The sequence below is a fragment of the Prolixibacter sp. SD074 genome (assembly GCF_009617895.1).
In the GTDB taxonomy this organism is placed as follows: domain Bacteria; phylum Bacteroidota; class Bacteroidia; order Bacteroidales; family Prolixibacteraceae; genus Prolixibacter.
In genome coordinates this window covers 1,212,785-1,225,656 of record NZ_BLAW01000001.1, presented here as the reverse complement: position 1 = coordinate 1,225,656, position 12,872 = coordinate 1,212,785, and the positions used below count along the sequence as shown (strand labels likewise).

The following is a 12,872-nucleotide window of genomic DNA, read 5'->3' as shown; positions in this document are numbered from 1 at the left end:
TGTTGGTTAATGAATCGTGTTCGTGCGATAAGCAATTCGCTTGTCGCGATGTTAAAAATAGTGAAATGAACCGGAATACATTCAACATAAAGGATGCCTGAAAACAGGTATTTGGATAACTTGTATTCAATCAATTTTTTCGGGAAGGAAAAACGAGATGCCCTATCGATTAATTAAAAAAAACGCACCGGAAAAAATCGATGCGTTTTTAGAACTTCTTAAAATGAGCGTATTATTTGTCTGCTGTTTCTTTGGCTTTGTAGATAGCATCAAGCAAACCATCTTTCATCTTATCGTTGGCTAGCTGCCAGAACATAATACCGCCTAGATTTTTGTCGATGACATATTTTGTTTTCAGGGCCACCGATTTCGGATCGTCATACGTAGCAAACAAACTGTCTTTCTCGTTATACATGTACGGAGCCTGTGCTACATTGTCCCAATACGCTTTGAAGCCCTGCCGGGGCGATAAAATTGAATCGAATTTGTTATAACCTACGCCTTGTTTGAAAACACCCGGCTGGTACAAGCCATTATCCACGTTTTTCACGCCTTTCCAAACGCGGGCATAAAATGCGGCGCCAATGACAATCTTGTTGGAGGGAATACCCGCTTTCTCCAGGTATTTGACGGCATTGTCGGTCGATTTCGTTTGAGAAGCATTGGAGTATAGTGGAGTATGGTGACCGGTTACTTTGCTGTAGCCATTTACCAGGTCATACGACATCAGGTTTACGTAATTCACTTCCGGCATCACCGCTTTCCAGTCAATGGAATTTTCGAGGAATTGCTGGAAACCGCCCGCAGCAAAGCTGATGATGGCTTTTGGCCCCAGTATTTTCCTCAGTGTGGTAACCAAACTGGTGAAGTTGTCCTTGTCTTCCGTAAGGTATTGATGTCCCGGAAAGCCTTCAATGGCTGGATATTCCCAGTCGAGGTCAAGTCCGTCAGCCCCGGAATTGTCAAGGATTCTTTTCGCCGAAAGGGCAAATGCTTCACGTCCTTCCGGAGTAGAGAAGACTTCGGAGCAGGTTTTGCAGCCACCCCAGCCACCGAGCGACACCATGACGTTCAAATCGGGATACTTTTCCTTTAAGGCAACCAGGTGAGCCACACCTAAACTATCCTTCGGTGAGTCATAAGCCAGCTCGTTTCCTTTCAGATGAAGAAAGCTGTAGATAACATGTGTGACCTCGCCAAGGTTATACTGGTCAATTTGATTGGCATCGCCGGCATAATAAGCCATCACGGCAATTTGGCCGGAGTTGTCTTTTGGGGCTGTTGGTTTGTTTTTACACGAAAAGAGGCCAAGTAGCAAAAAGGCAATCAGATAGAGAGTCGAAAGGAGCTTACGTCTCATATGCTTTTAGGTTAAATTCATACATTCAGATCTAAATCTAAGTAATTTCCATTTTACCGGAATAACTTTTAAGAAGTTATGTAATATTAGTTATCCGGTTTCAGGTAAAATTCCAGTACATCCATGGCAAAGCGCGCTGAAACGGTCCCGGGGGCCACCGCTCAGTTCAATTCACACCCCAATGGCTTCATTAACTGTTTTTCAGGCTGCTGTAATAAATTTACGAAAGTGGGCCGAAAACGGACAATGAAATTGAAATCAGATTAGTTCCAGTTTCTCGTGGCCATAATGCTGTCGACGATTCCTTCGTGGTATACGCCAATTCGCAAAATGGAATCGAGAATCATGGTGCGATGTGCTTCGTGAATGGCTTTTTCCCGCCGGATATCATCGGGCGTTTTCTTCTTCCGGAAAACGGTAGCCACATCAGCCAGACTGAAGCTAATACCTACGCCACCGCCCAGTGCCGGATTGGTGGACATATTAACCGGGGATGCACCTCCTTGTGGCCCCATCGAATGAATCATTTTCTTAATCTGCCTGTTCATCAACTCGATGTTTTTAGCAAAATATTTCATATTATTCGGATTCTGCTGAATAATCAGCGGACTCAGTTCGTGTGCAGCAAAACGCACATAATAAACCTGTGGCGAAGCGACGGGGTTAAAACTTTCGACTTTGATAATTCTTCTTTTATAGGAAATATGAGAAATCATTAACGAGTCGCCGGGTTCGCAGGTCAGGGAGAAATGACCGTCCCGGTTTGTTGCCATTCCCATCATTGTCCGGTAGTTGATAACGTAAGCCCCTTCTACCGGAATAGAATCCTCATCGAATATGAATCCGGAAAACCGAAACGATGAATCGGGCATACTCTGGGCAAATAATCCTGTATTGACAAATAAAATAGCGGTAACAAGCAATAATCTCATAAATGATTAACGTTCGGTTTTTGCTGGAAGAAATTCTATTGCGAAGATGATGTAATGCATTGAAAACGTTGCTTTAATATTCCTGAATAATTGCTAAAAGATGTTATTGTTCATTAGGTATTGAAATAGCAGCTTACTAGCTATGTTTTGCGTATAAAGCAAAACCCCATTGTATTAAAAATGCGTGCGCGTTAATCATATTTGGGATATATTTTATGTTCTGCGGCAATGTTCTGTATGCTCTTTAACATGGGGTTACCCCTGATAACTATCAGGATTTTCAGGGATTTATTTGGGTAACTTTTCAGTCGATTTTAGCACCCAAATTGACGGAACGAAGCAGTAGGAAGGGTACTGAAAATAATTAGTCAATCATTAACCCAAATGCCCATGACTGCAACAGCCGGAAACCGTGGAGACAGCGTACGCTCGGACTGTTTTGTACAGATTGCTAAAACTGAGCATCATGCAACTGAAATCCGGTTACAGAGTAAAGTTGAAAGTTTGTTTGGCGATTCCATCCGGGAGCTTTGTCACGAAGTACTGGCCCATTATAACCTTCGGGATGTACTGGTGGAAATTGAAGACAAAGGGGCTCTGCCATTTGTCATTGCAGCGCGCCTGGAAGCGGCTATCCGCCAGTTAACCGGAACGGATCAATCCCTTTTATTACCCATTGAAACAAAAAATATTCATCGGACAGGCCGCGATCGTAACCGACGGACCCGTTTGTACCTACCGGGAAATAATCCGAAGCTGATGCTGAATGCCGGCATCTACGGAAGCGACGGCATCATTCTCGATTTGGAAGATTCAGTCGCACCTGATAAAAAAGCCGAGGCCCGTTTGCTGGTTCGCAATGCCCTACGTGCAGTTGACTTTGGTGATGCCGAACGAATGGTTCGTATTAATCAACTGCCGGACGGATTGAAAGATTTGGATGCCATTGTTCCCGAACAGGTAAACCTGATCCTGATTCCCAAGTGCGAAAGTGCGCAGCAAATCATTCAGGCAGAGGAACGCATTGAAAAAATACTGGGGCGCGAAAACACCGATATCTACCTGATGCCAATTATTGAGAGTGCCCTGGGAGTGGTAAAAGCTTATGAAATTGCATCGGCTTCGCCGAATGTAGCCGCATTGGCGATTGGTTTGGAAGATTATACAGCTGATTTAGGAGCTCAACGAACGCCCGGAGGTCGCGAATCCTTTTATGCCCGCAGTGCGGTTGTCAATGCTGCACGCGCAGCGGGCATCCAACCCATCGATTCGGTTTTCTCCGAAATTGATGACATGGAAGCATTGCACAACAACGTGCTCGAATCGAAAGCGTTGGGTTTTGCCGGTATGGGATGTATCCATCCGCGCCAGGTTCCGGTCATCAACGAAGGTTTCAGTCCGGATGAACAGGAAATTGAAAAGGCGAAACGCATTGTAGACGCTTTTGAGCAAGCCAGAGAGAAGGGACTGGGCGTTGTTGCCCTTGGTTCGAAAATGATTGATGCCCCGGTTGTCAAACGTGCTGTTCACACCATCGAACTGGCGATTCAATCGGGTAAACTGTCAACCAACTGGAGAGAAAATCATGAATGAAGATCTGATATATAATGCAGTCGGACGGCTCGTTCCGTCGGAAATAAACGGCGAACCGGCCGTTCCGTTTATGGGTGTCGGGAAATATCGCCCGGAAGGAAAGAAACATGCACCGGCTATTCCGACCAACGCCGATTATCCGGCTGACGGAAACAAACAGGTTGATTCACTGAAAGAGGCGTTAATAAAAGCCGGGCTCAAAGATGGCATGACCATTTCCACGCATCACCATTTCCGCGACGGCGACCTGGTTGCCAATATGGTTTTTGATGTGGTGAAGGAGCTGGGCGTGAAAGATATTCGCTGGTTTCCATCGGCTTCTTTCCCCTGTCATGCACATTTGATTCCTTACCTCGAAGATGGTACCATCAGTCACATCGAAGGAAGCATGAACGGACCGCTCGGACGGTTTTGTTCGGACGGAAAGATGAAGAAAACAGCCGTCCTTCGCTCGCATGGCGGACGTTACCAGGCCGTGCAGGATGGTGAAGTGAAAATCGATATTGCTGTGATTGGCGCTGCCTGCGCCGATCCGTTTGGCAATGCCAATGGTCTGAATGGTCCTTCGGCGAGCGGGTTGTTGGGCTTTGCCCTGGCCGATTCGCAATATGCAAACAACGTTATTGTGGTAACCGATAACATGGTGCCATTTCCCTGTGTGCCCTGGCAAATTCAGGGAAACCATGTGGATTACACGGTTGAGGTAGAAAAAATCGGTATTCCGGAGAAGATTGTTTCCGGAACCACGCAGATTACCCGTAGTCCAGACAGATTGCTAATTGCCGAAATGACCGCCAAATTCTGTGAAGCAACAGGCATCATTCGTGACGGCTTTTCTTTTCAGGCAGGGGCCGGAGGGACCGCCCTTTCCGTCGGAATTTACTTTGGCGAGATCATGCGCCGGAAGGGCATCAAAGCCCGTTTTGCACGGGGAGGTAGTAACAGGTACCTGGTTGAAATGCTGGAAGAAGGCTTGGTGGAATACATTCTCGACGGACAGACATTCGATTTGGATGGTGTTCGTTCCATGCGCGACAATCCCAATCATACATGGACGAGTCCGTTCACCAGTTACAACTACCATAGCAAAGGAAATTTTGCCGGTTTGGTGGATGTGGTTATCCTCGGTGCTACCGAAGTGGATGTGAATTTCAATGCCAATGTGGTGACCCATTCTGACGGAAAATTATTACACGGTCTCGGGGGCTGGCAAAACTGCCTTTTCTCCAGGACGGTCATTTTACCTGTGCCGCTTTTCCGTGACCGCATTCCGGTGATTGTAGATGAAGTAACCACACTTTGCGGACCGGGCGAACTAATTGATGTCATCGTAACCGAACGGGGCATCGCTATTAATCCCTTGCGGAAGGATTTAATCGAAAAAGCGAAAGATTCCGGTCTTCCCATTCGGACCATCGAAGAGATGAAGGAAGAAGCGGAACGTATTTGCGGTAAGCCGAAGAAACCGGTATTTACCGATAAGATTATCGCCGCCATCAAATGGGTGGACGGAACCGTGATTGATGTGGTGCGGCAGGTAGAAGAAAAGAAAACAGAAACTTGAACCAATATTAGTGACCAAGCCGGTTTAAAAACAAACGAGCGCAACGCCCCTGAACACCAAAAATCAGTGGTGTGCCAAAAAATCAATTGACTATGGCAAAAAGAACCATCGTAGCGATGCCGGGCGACGGCATTGGAAAGACAGTCCTTCCCGAAGCCATCAGGGTACTGGGAGCAGCCGGATTTGAAGCCAATTACGTAGAAGGTGATATTGGCTGGGAATTTTGGCGCAAGGAAGGAAATCCGCTGCCCGAGCGCACTATCAAACTTCTGGAAGAGCACAAAGTGGGATTGTTTGGTGCGATTACTTCGAAACCGAAAGAAGAAGCGTTTAACGAACTTTCGCCCGGGTTGAAGGAGAAAGGCCTGGTATATTCCAGTCCGATTGTCGGCCTTCGTCAGCATTTCAATCTCGACATCTGCATGCGCCCGTGCCATACATACAAAGGAAATCCGCTCAACTTCATTCGTCGCGGCAAAGAAAACAGCGTTGAAGAGCCGGAAGTGGATGTGGTTATTTTCCGTCAGAATACTGAAGGGCTCTATGGCGGTGTGGAATGGAGCAATCCGGATGACAAAGTTTACGATGCTTTGATGACGCATCCCCGGTTTGTGAAGAACTTCGGTTCGGTTCCCCGGAATGAGTTATCCGTGTCAACCCGAATCTTTACAAAAAAAGCGACTGAACGTATTCTTCGCGCCGCCTTTGCCCATGCAGCGAAATACGGCTACAAGTCGGTAACGCTCTGCGAAAAGCCGAACGTGATTCGCGAAACATCGGGAATGATGTATAAAATGGCGAAAGAGATTCAGCAGGAATATGCAGGAATAGCGCTTTGGAATACCAACATCGATGCGCAGATGATGTGGTTGACCAAAAATCCGGAAGATTATGGAGTAATCGTAGCCGGAAACATGTTCGGCGATATCGTATCGGACGGTTTTGCCGGATTGATTGGTGGTCTGGGATTTGCCTGCAGCGCCAATATGGGCGATGAAGTAGCCGTTTTTGAGCCGACGCACGGTTCTGCACCGAAGTATGCCGACTACGACGTATCGATTGTCAATCCGATTGCGATGATTGAATCGGCTTGTATGATGTTGGATCATCTCGGTGAAAATGACAGAGCCATCAAAATCCGTAAGGCGATTGCGGAAGTGGTGGCTGAGGGTAAAGTCCGCACGTATGATATGATGAAAATGGCGGGACGGCCCGATGTGATTGAAAAAGGTGCGGCTTCGACACAGCAGATGGCCGATGCGATCATTGAAAAACTGGAGTAATGAGCAACCTGGAACAAGTATATGACCTCTGGCCGGAACTGCTCTGGATTAAAAATGAGGAACTTCGCGGACAGACGGCTGAAGCCTGGCGGTTGGCGCTGGAGAAAAGCGTGTTGACGCCGGAAGATCTGCACCGGATTCCGTTCACACTTCTTTGTGGGCCGGATTTGAAAGTCAGCTTCATGGACCATAAACGGGCTGTCGTTCACATTGCCCGCGAAAGCGGTATGAAGATGAACGAGTTTTTCAAAAATGAGCTACCGGTAAACATGGATGTCCTGATTTCCGGTGCTATCCTGGCTGATGTGGGCAAACTACTGGAATATGAGCTGGACCAAAACGGGAATTCCTTCCAGGGAAAATATGGCAAACTGCTGAGGCATCCGTTTTCGGGAGTTTCGCTGGCTGAATCGTGTGGCGTTCCGGCGGAAGTCTGCCATATCATTGCCACGCACGCCGGCGAAGGCGACATGGTGAAACGCACTACAGAGGCGTACATCGTGCACCATGCCGATTTTATGACGTTTCTGCCCTTTAAGGCAATGAGCAATGAAAAATGAACAGTGAAAAATTACAATGAATAATGGACAATGAAGGAAAATCAGGTCGTTGATACATCAATTGATTTTGCACTGAACGTTTTGGCGTTGTGCAGAAGATTTCCAAGGCAACTTGAAAGCTCTTTCCAATTGTTCATTTCTCATTTTTAATTTCTAATTGAAATGATGACCATCATTGAAAAAATAATTGCGGCCCATTCCGGGAAGGAGTCGGTGAAACCGGGCGAGATTGTCGATATCAGTATTGATGTTCGCCTGGCCCGGGATTTCGGTGGGGCCAATGTAGTGAAGAACCTGGTGGACAACCAGCTGGCTGTAGATAACAGCTCAAAAACTTTCTTCACCTTCGACTGCAATCCAACCGGTTCGGATCAGAAATATGCTGCCAATCAGCAAAAGTGCCGGCTCTTTGCCCGCGATTTCAATATCCGGGTGTACGATATCAATTCCGGAATCGGAACGCATCTGGCGATTGATAAAGGTCTGGCTGTTCCCGGGTCAACTGTCGTATCCACCGATTCGCATGCGAATATTCTGGGGGCCATCGGCGCTTTTGGACAAGGCATGGGCGACCGCGATATAGCCGCTGCCTGGGCACGGGGAGCTGTTTGGTTCAAAGTGCCGGAGTCGGTAAAAATTACCCTTTCGGGAAAACGCCCGACTGGTGTTTACGCCAAGGATATTGTCCTGAACCTGCTGCAACATTTCGGTGCCAGTAGTTTGTTGGGCAAATCGGTAGAACTTTATGGTGAAGAGGTTGATGACCTCACGTTGGACGAACGCATCACCATCTCTTCCATGGGAACGGAAATGGGGGCTATTGCGGTTTTTTTCCCGCCATCGGATGAGGTGGTTCAATATGCAAAAGAACGCTCAGCTGAAGATTTTGAACCTGTATTTGCCGATGGAGACGCTCACTATGCAGAAAACTTCGAACTGAATATAGCAATCTTTGTTCCTGCCATTTCCCTTCCGGGAAAACCACACGATGTGGTTCCGGTGGAGCAGGTGAAAGGCACCAAAATCGATTCTTCGTTTATCGGAAGTTGTACGAACGGTCGCATGGAAGATATGCGGGCTGCTGCCCGGATTCTGAAAGGCCGGAAAGTGGCTCCCGGTGTCGTCTTGAAAATTGTTCCGTCAACCGATGAGGTGTGGAATGCCTGCATGGACGAAGGGCTGATTCGTATTTTTAAAAATGCCGGTGCCATGCTGAGCAATGCCGGATGTGCCGGATGTGCTGCCGGTCAGGTGGGACAAAACGGCCCGGGTGAGAAAACCGTTAGTACCGGGAACCGAAATTTTGCCGGCAAACAAGGCAAAGGTGACGTGTACTTAGTTTCGCCGGCTACGGCTGCTGCTTCTGCGGTAGCGGGTCATATTACCACCGAAGACGACCTGCCGGAACAACCTTCTTTATTCGAGGAAGGACATGGCAAACAGGAAGCGGTACTGGTAACGCATCATGTAAGTGAAAAAGAAAAGCCGTCAGTAGTTGAAGGACGGGTTTGGTTGGTCATTGAAGACAACATCGATACCGACATGATTTTCCACAATCAGCACCTGGCGATTACCGAACTGTCGGAGATGGGGAAATATACCTTTGGTAACCTGAAGGGCTGGGAAGATTTTGCTTCCAAAGTGCAACCGGGTGATATGGTCATTACCGGCAAAAACTTTGGCGCCGGAAGTTCCCGTCAACAGGCGGTCGACTGTTTCAAATCGTTGAGCGTACAGGCTGTTTTGGCTGAATCGTTCGGGGCTATTTACGAGCGAAATGCTATCAACGCCGGCTTCCCGATTATGACCTATGAGTCGATTGAAGAACTGGAACTTCAGAATGGTGATGTAATTGCCGTTGAATTCGAAACCGGAAAGATCACGAATCGGCGAAACGGTAAGAACATTACGGTTCAGCCGTTTTCAGATGTTCAAATGGAAATCTACCGGAAGGGAGATTTACTTCATGTATGACGTTAAAAATTTGGCGTATGTCAGGAAAAACGTTTGCTGAAAAAATTTTGGGTGCACCGGTTGGAAGTATCGTGTTTGCCACGCCGGATATCATCCTGTCGCACGATAATTCGTCGAGTATCGAAAAGATATTCCGCAAGATGGGCGGCAACAGGGTTGCCGATCCCAATAAATTACTGCTGGTGCTCGATCACAATGCACCGCCGACAAATGCCAAGTTGGCCAACGATTACCAGCAAATTCGCAACTTCGCGAAAGAGCAACACGTATCAGGTTTTCACGATGTGGGGCAGGGAATTTGCCATCAGTTGATGGCCGGTCATGCACGGCCCGGAATGTTGGTTGTCGGGAGTGATAGCCATACTTGCACAGCAGGAGCTTTCAACGCTTTTGCAGCTGGCATCGACCGCACGGAGACGGCTGGCCTGTGGAAACAGGGGGAAACATGGTTCCGTGTACCCGAAACCATCAAAATTACCCTCACGGGAAAATTGCCGGAGCATGTGTATTCAAAGGATTTGGCGCTGTACATTATCGGTATGGTTGGTTCTTCCGGGGCCGATTACATGTCGATCGAGTACCATGGCGAAGGTGTGAAGACGCTAACGGTGTCCGATCGGATGACCATTGCCAACCTGGCCTCGGAAATGGGCGCCAAAAATGCCGTTTTCCCGGCTGATGAAAGGCTGGAAGAATATTTCGGAGCGAAGTTCAAAGCCATTTGGGCGGATGATGATGCCGTGTTTACGAAGAAATACACCATCAATCTGTCCGAATTGTATCCGGTAGCCGCTTGTCCGCATCACGTTGACAACGTGAAAAGCATTGATGAGGTGGCCGGAACGCCGGTTGCCCAGGCGTTAATCGGAACATGCACCAACGGTCGCATCGAAGATTTACGGGCAGCTGCAGCCATCCTGAAAGGGCATAAAGTACCGGAAGGATTCCAGTTGTTGATAACTCCCGCTTCCCGCGAAATTTACCTGCAGGCCATGAAGGAAGGTTTGGTTGAAATCTTTCTGGAAGCAGGTGGAAATGTTCTTTCGCCTTCGTGCGGACCCTGTCTGGGAACAGGTCAGGGAATCCCGGCCGATGGCATCAATGTGATTTCAACGGCTAACCGCAATTTCCTTGGACGGATGGGTAACAGGAATGCTTCCATCTACCTGGCATCGCCGGCAACCGTGGCCGCTTCCGCTTTGCGTGGTGAAATTACTTCGCCCGAAAAGGCAACCTCTGCCCACAAGTTCCCGTATCACAAGCAGCAGACGGCTACCGTGGTGATTGATCCCGGTGATGACCGCCTCCAGAATGGTGTGTGGAACTATTCGGATGTGGATAACCTGAATACCGACCAGATGTTTGCCGGCAGTTTGACCTACGAGGTAAACAGCTCGGAACCCGGGAAAATTGTACCGCATCTTTTTAAAGGATTTGATGGCCGCTTTGCTGAAAGAGTGAAGCCGGGCGATATCATTGTGTGTAGTGAGAATTTCGGTTGCGGCAGCTCGCGCGAGCATCCTTCGGTTGGTTTGGTTAAAGCCGGCGTGTGTGCAGTTATTGTAAAATCGGTTTCCCGGATATTCTTCCGTTCGGCCATCAACCAGGGACTTCCCATTATTGTATTGCCCGAAGCAGTCGCCGCTTATCAGAAAGGCGAAAGTGTGGAAGTTGACATGGCTTCGGGTGTGATTTACATCGGAACCAAGATTTTCCATTTCAATCCGTTGCCCGAAAAGCTGATGCAGATTCTGGAAAAGGGCGGTTTGGTGAACTGGATCCGCGAAAGCGAAACAATTATTTAGTTGAACTGAGAATATATAACAACATAAAACGTAAATAATATGCAAGAAATGAAAGATGTACTGAAAACATTAGGCATCAAAGATGTGAATCCGGGGTTGTGCACCGGTACGAAATGGATTGATACCTCCGGCGATAAACTTACGTCGTATTCTCCGGCTGATGGAAAAGTGATTGCTGAGATTCAACAGGCAACACTGGAGGATTACCGGAAAGTGATTGATACGGCAAAGGGTGCCTTCAAGGTATGGAAGAAAGTACCTGCTCCGAAACGCGGAGAGATTGTTCGCCAGATTGGTCTTGAACTACGCAAATACAAAGAGCCACTGGGCCGTTTGGTTTCCTACGAAATGGGGAAAATATACCAGGAAGGACTGGGGGAAGTGCAGGAGATGATCGATATCTGTGATTTTGCATTGGGACAATCGCGCCAGTTGTATGGTTATACCATGCACTCCGAGCGTCCTGAACACCGCATATACGATCAGTATCATTCATTGGGTATTGTTGGCGTGGTTTCAGCGTTTAACTTCCCGGTAGCGGTTTGGTCGTGGAACGCCATGATTGCTTTGGCCGCCGGCGATGTAGTGGTTTGGAAACCCTCTTCTAAGGTACTGCTTTGTGCAATTGCTGTTCATAATATTGTGTCCGGTGTACTGAAACGCAACGATATTCCGGAAGGCGTGCTCAACCTGGTGGCTACCAGTTCGAAGTACCTGGGCGACGATATGTTCAGCGACAAGAACATTCCGCTGATTTCGTTCACCGGTTCTACCCGCGTGGGTAGGAAAGTCGGCCGTTTGGTTGGTGAACGTTTGGGCCGTTCTATTTTAGAGTTGGGAGGAAACAATGCGGTGATTGTTACCCCGACGTCCAACCAGGATATGGCGCTTCGGGCTATCGTATTTGGTGCTGTTGGAACAACTGGTCAGCGCTGTACTTCTACCCGCCGCGTTATTCTTCACGATAGTATTTACGAAGAGTTTAAGAACAAACTGCTCAACGTTTACAAAGGATTGAAAATTGGTAATCCACTCGACGAGAAAAACCATGTGGGTCCGCTGATTGACAAAGGGGCTTCGGATACTTATTTCAAAGCCATTGAAAAAGTGAAAGCTGAAGGTGGCAAGATTCTCTTTGGTGGTGAAGTTTATAAGGACGCCGGTTGCGGGTCGGGATGCTATGTGGTGCCTTGCGTTGCTGAAGTGGAAAATCATTATGAAATCGTTCAGGAAGAAACGTTCGCACCGTTGCTCTACGTTATCAAATACAGTACACTGGATGAAGCCATCGAACTGCATAACGCGGTTCCGCAAGGTCTGTCATCCGCAATGTTTTCATCCAACCTGCTGGAAACGGAAAGGTTCCTGTCGCACGACGGTTCCGATTGCGGAATTGCCAATATTAACATTGGTACTTCCGGCGCTGAGATTGGTGGCGCTTTTGGTGGGGAAAAGGATACCGGTGGCGGCCGGGAATCGGGGTCTGACGCCTGGAAAGCTTATATGCGCAGACAAACCAATACCATTAACTATGGTTCGGAATTGCCGTTGGCCCAGGGGATCGAGTTCAATGTGTAGCATTTGACAAGTTCGTTGGTGTCGTAACCGGACGGCAGGCAGGAAGTTTGATGAATGGTTCAGTTGATTTTCTGTACTGCCGCCGGTTTACAAATGGGTGTAGTTGTATCGAAAGTTGCTTTCAATATGATAAGCAGCGCATATTTTCTTATCTTGAAGGGGATTTTCCAAAATCTGCTGATAGAACCTGTACGTATCGATTAATTCCGGTTCAAACTTTTTA

Annotated in this window: 9 protein-coding genes; 7 read left to right on the top strand and 2 right to left on the bottom strand. The window is 47.8% G+C overall.

The window, feature by feature from the left end; genetic code table 11:
• Positions 1-232: 232 nt before the first annotated feature.
• Positions 233-1,360, bottom strand: coding sequence for a glycoside hydrolase family 18 protein (locus tag GJU82_RS05425; RefSeq protein ID WP_153631217.1), 1,128 nt, complete (start codon positions 1,358-1,360; stop codon positions 233-235).
• 263 nt (positions 1,361-1,623) lie between these two features.
• Positions 1,624-2,292 carry a hypothetical protein gene (locus GJU82_RS05420; RefSeq protein ID WP_153631216.1) on the bottom strand — a complete coding sequence of 223 codons (669 nt, stop codon included), beginning with the start codon at positions 2,290-2,292 and terminating at the stop codon, positions 1,624-1,626.
• A 390-nt stretch (positions 2,293-2,682) separates the two neighbouring features.
• Between GJU82_RS05420 and GJU82_RS05415 the strand changes: the two genes are divergently transcribed.
• From GJU82_RS05415 to GJU82_RS05385, 7 genes are all read left to right on the top strand, one after another.
• A complete protein-coding gene (locus GJU82_RS05415) occupies positions 2,683-3,885 on the top strand; it encodes an aldolase/citrate lyase family protein (RefSeq protein ID WP_228488578.1) in 1,203 nt (400 codons plus the stop codon).
• Positions 3,878-5,449, top strand: a complete 1,572-nt coding sequence (gene citF, locus GJU82_RS05410; protein ID WP_194830971.1) for a citrate lyase subunit alpha — start codon at positions 3,878-3,880, stop codon at positions 5,447-5,449. The genes GJU82_RS05415 and citF overlap by 8 nt, the downstream gene beginning before the upstream one ends.
• 92 nt (positions 5,450-5,541) lie before the next feature.
• Positions 5,542-6,732 (top strand): isocitrate/isopropylmalate dehydrogenase family protein, encoded by a 1,191-nt coding sequence (locus GJU82_RS05405; RefSeq protein WP_153631214.1) that lies wholly within the window; start codon positions 5,542-5,544, stop codon positions 6,730-6,732.
• On the top strand, positions 6,732-7,292 hold the full coding sequence (locus GJU82_RS05400; protein ID WP_153631213.1) for an HD domain-containing protein: 561 nt from the start codon (positions 6,732-6,734) through the stop codon (positions 7,290-7,292). Before GJU82_RS05405 ends, GJU82_RS05400 begins: the two co-directional genes overlap by 1 nt.
• Positions 7,293-7,454: 162 nt before the next feature.
• On the top strand, positions 7,455-9,266 hold the full coding sequence (locus GJU82_RS05395) for an aconitase/3-isopropylmalate dehydratase large subunit family protein (protein ID WP_228488577.1): 1,812 nt from the start codon (positions 7,455-7,457) through the stop codon (positions 9,264-9,266).
• A gap of 17 nt (positions 9,267-9,283) precedes the next feature.
• Positions 9,284-11,071, top strand: coding sequence for an aconitase/3-isopropylmalate dehydratase large subunit family protein (locus GJU82_RS05390; protein ID WP_153631212.1), 1,788 nt, complete (start codon positions 9,284-9,286; stop codon positions 11,069-11,071).
• Positions 11,072-11,110: 39 nt separating this feature from the next.
• Entirely contained in the window at positions 11,111-12,649 is a 1,539-nt protein-coding gene (locus tag GJU82_RS05385; RefSeq protein ID WP_153631211.1) for an aldehyde dehydrogenase family protein, read from the top strand.
• The last annotated feature ends 223 nt before the right edge of the window (positions 12,650-12,872 follow it).

Bases quoted from the DNA above. Each gene is read 5' to 3' on its own strand.
- GJU82_RS05425 (WP_153631217.1), bottom strand. From the start codon at position 1,360: ATGAGACGTAAGCTCCTTTCGACTCTCTATCTGATTGCCTTTTTGCTA.
- GJU82_RS05420 (WP_153631216.1), bottom strand. From the start codon at position 2,292: ATGAGATTATTGCTTGTTACCGCTATTTTATTTGTCAATACAGGATTA.
- GJU82_RS05415 (WP_228488578.1), top strand. From the start codon at position 2,683: ATGACTGCAACAGCCGGAAACCGTGGAGACAGCGTACGCTCGGACTGT.
- citF (WP_194830971.1), top strand. From the start codon at position 3,878: ATGAATGAAGATCTGATATATAATGCAGTCGGACGGCTCGTTCCGTCG.
- GJU82_RS05405 (WP_153631214.1), top strand. From the start codon at position 5,542: ATGGCAAAAAGAACCATCGTAGCGATGCCGGGCGACGGCATTGGAAAG.
- GJU82_RS05400 (WP_153631213.1), top strand. From the start codon at position 6,732: ATGAGCAACCTGGAACAAGTATATGACCTCTGGCCGGAACTGCTCTGG.
- GJU82_RS05395 (WP_228488577.1), top strand. From the start codon at position 7,455: ATGATGACCATCATTGAAAAAATAATTGCGGCCCATTCCGGGAAGGAG.
- GJU82_RS05390 (WP_153631212.1), top strand. From the start codon at position 9,284: ATGTCAGGAAAAACGTTTGCTGAAAAAATTTTGGGTGCACCGGTTGGA.
- GJU82_RS05385 (WP_153631211.1), top strand. From the start codon at position 11,111: ATGCAAGAAATGAAAGATGTACTGAAAACATTAGGCATCAAAGATGTG.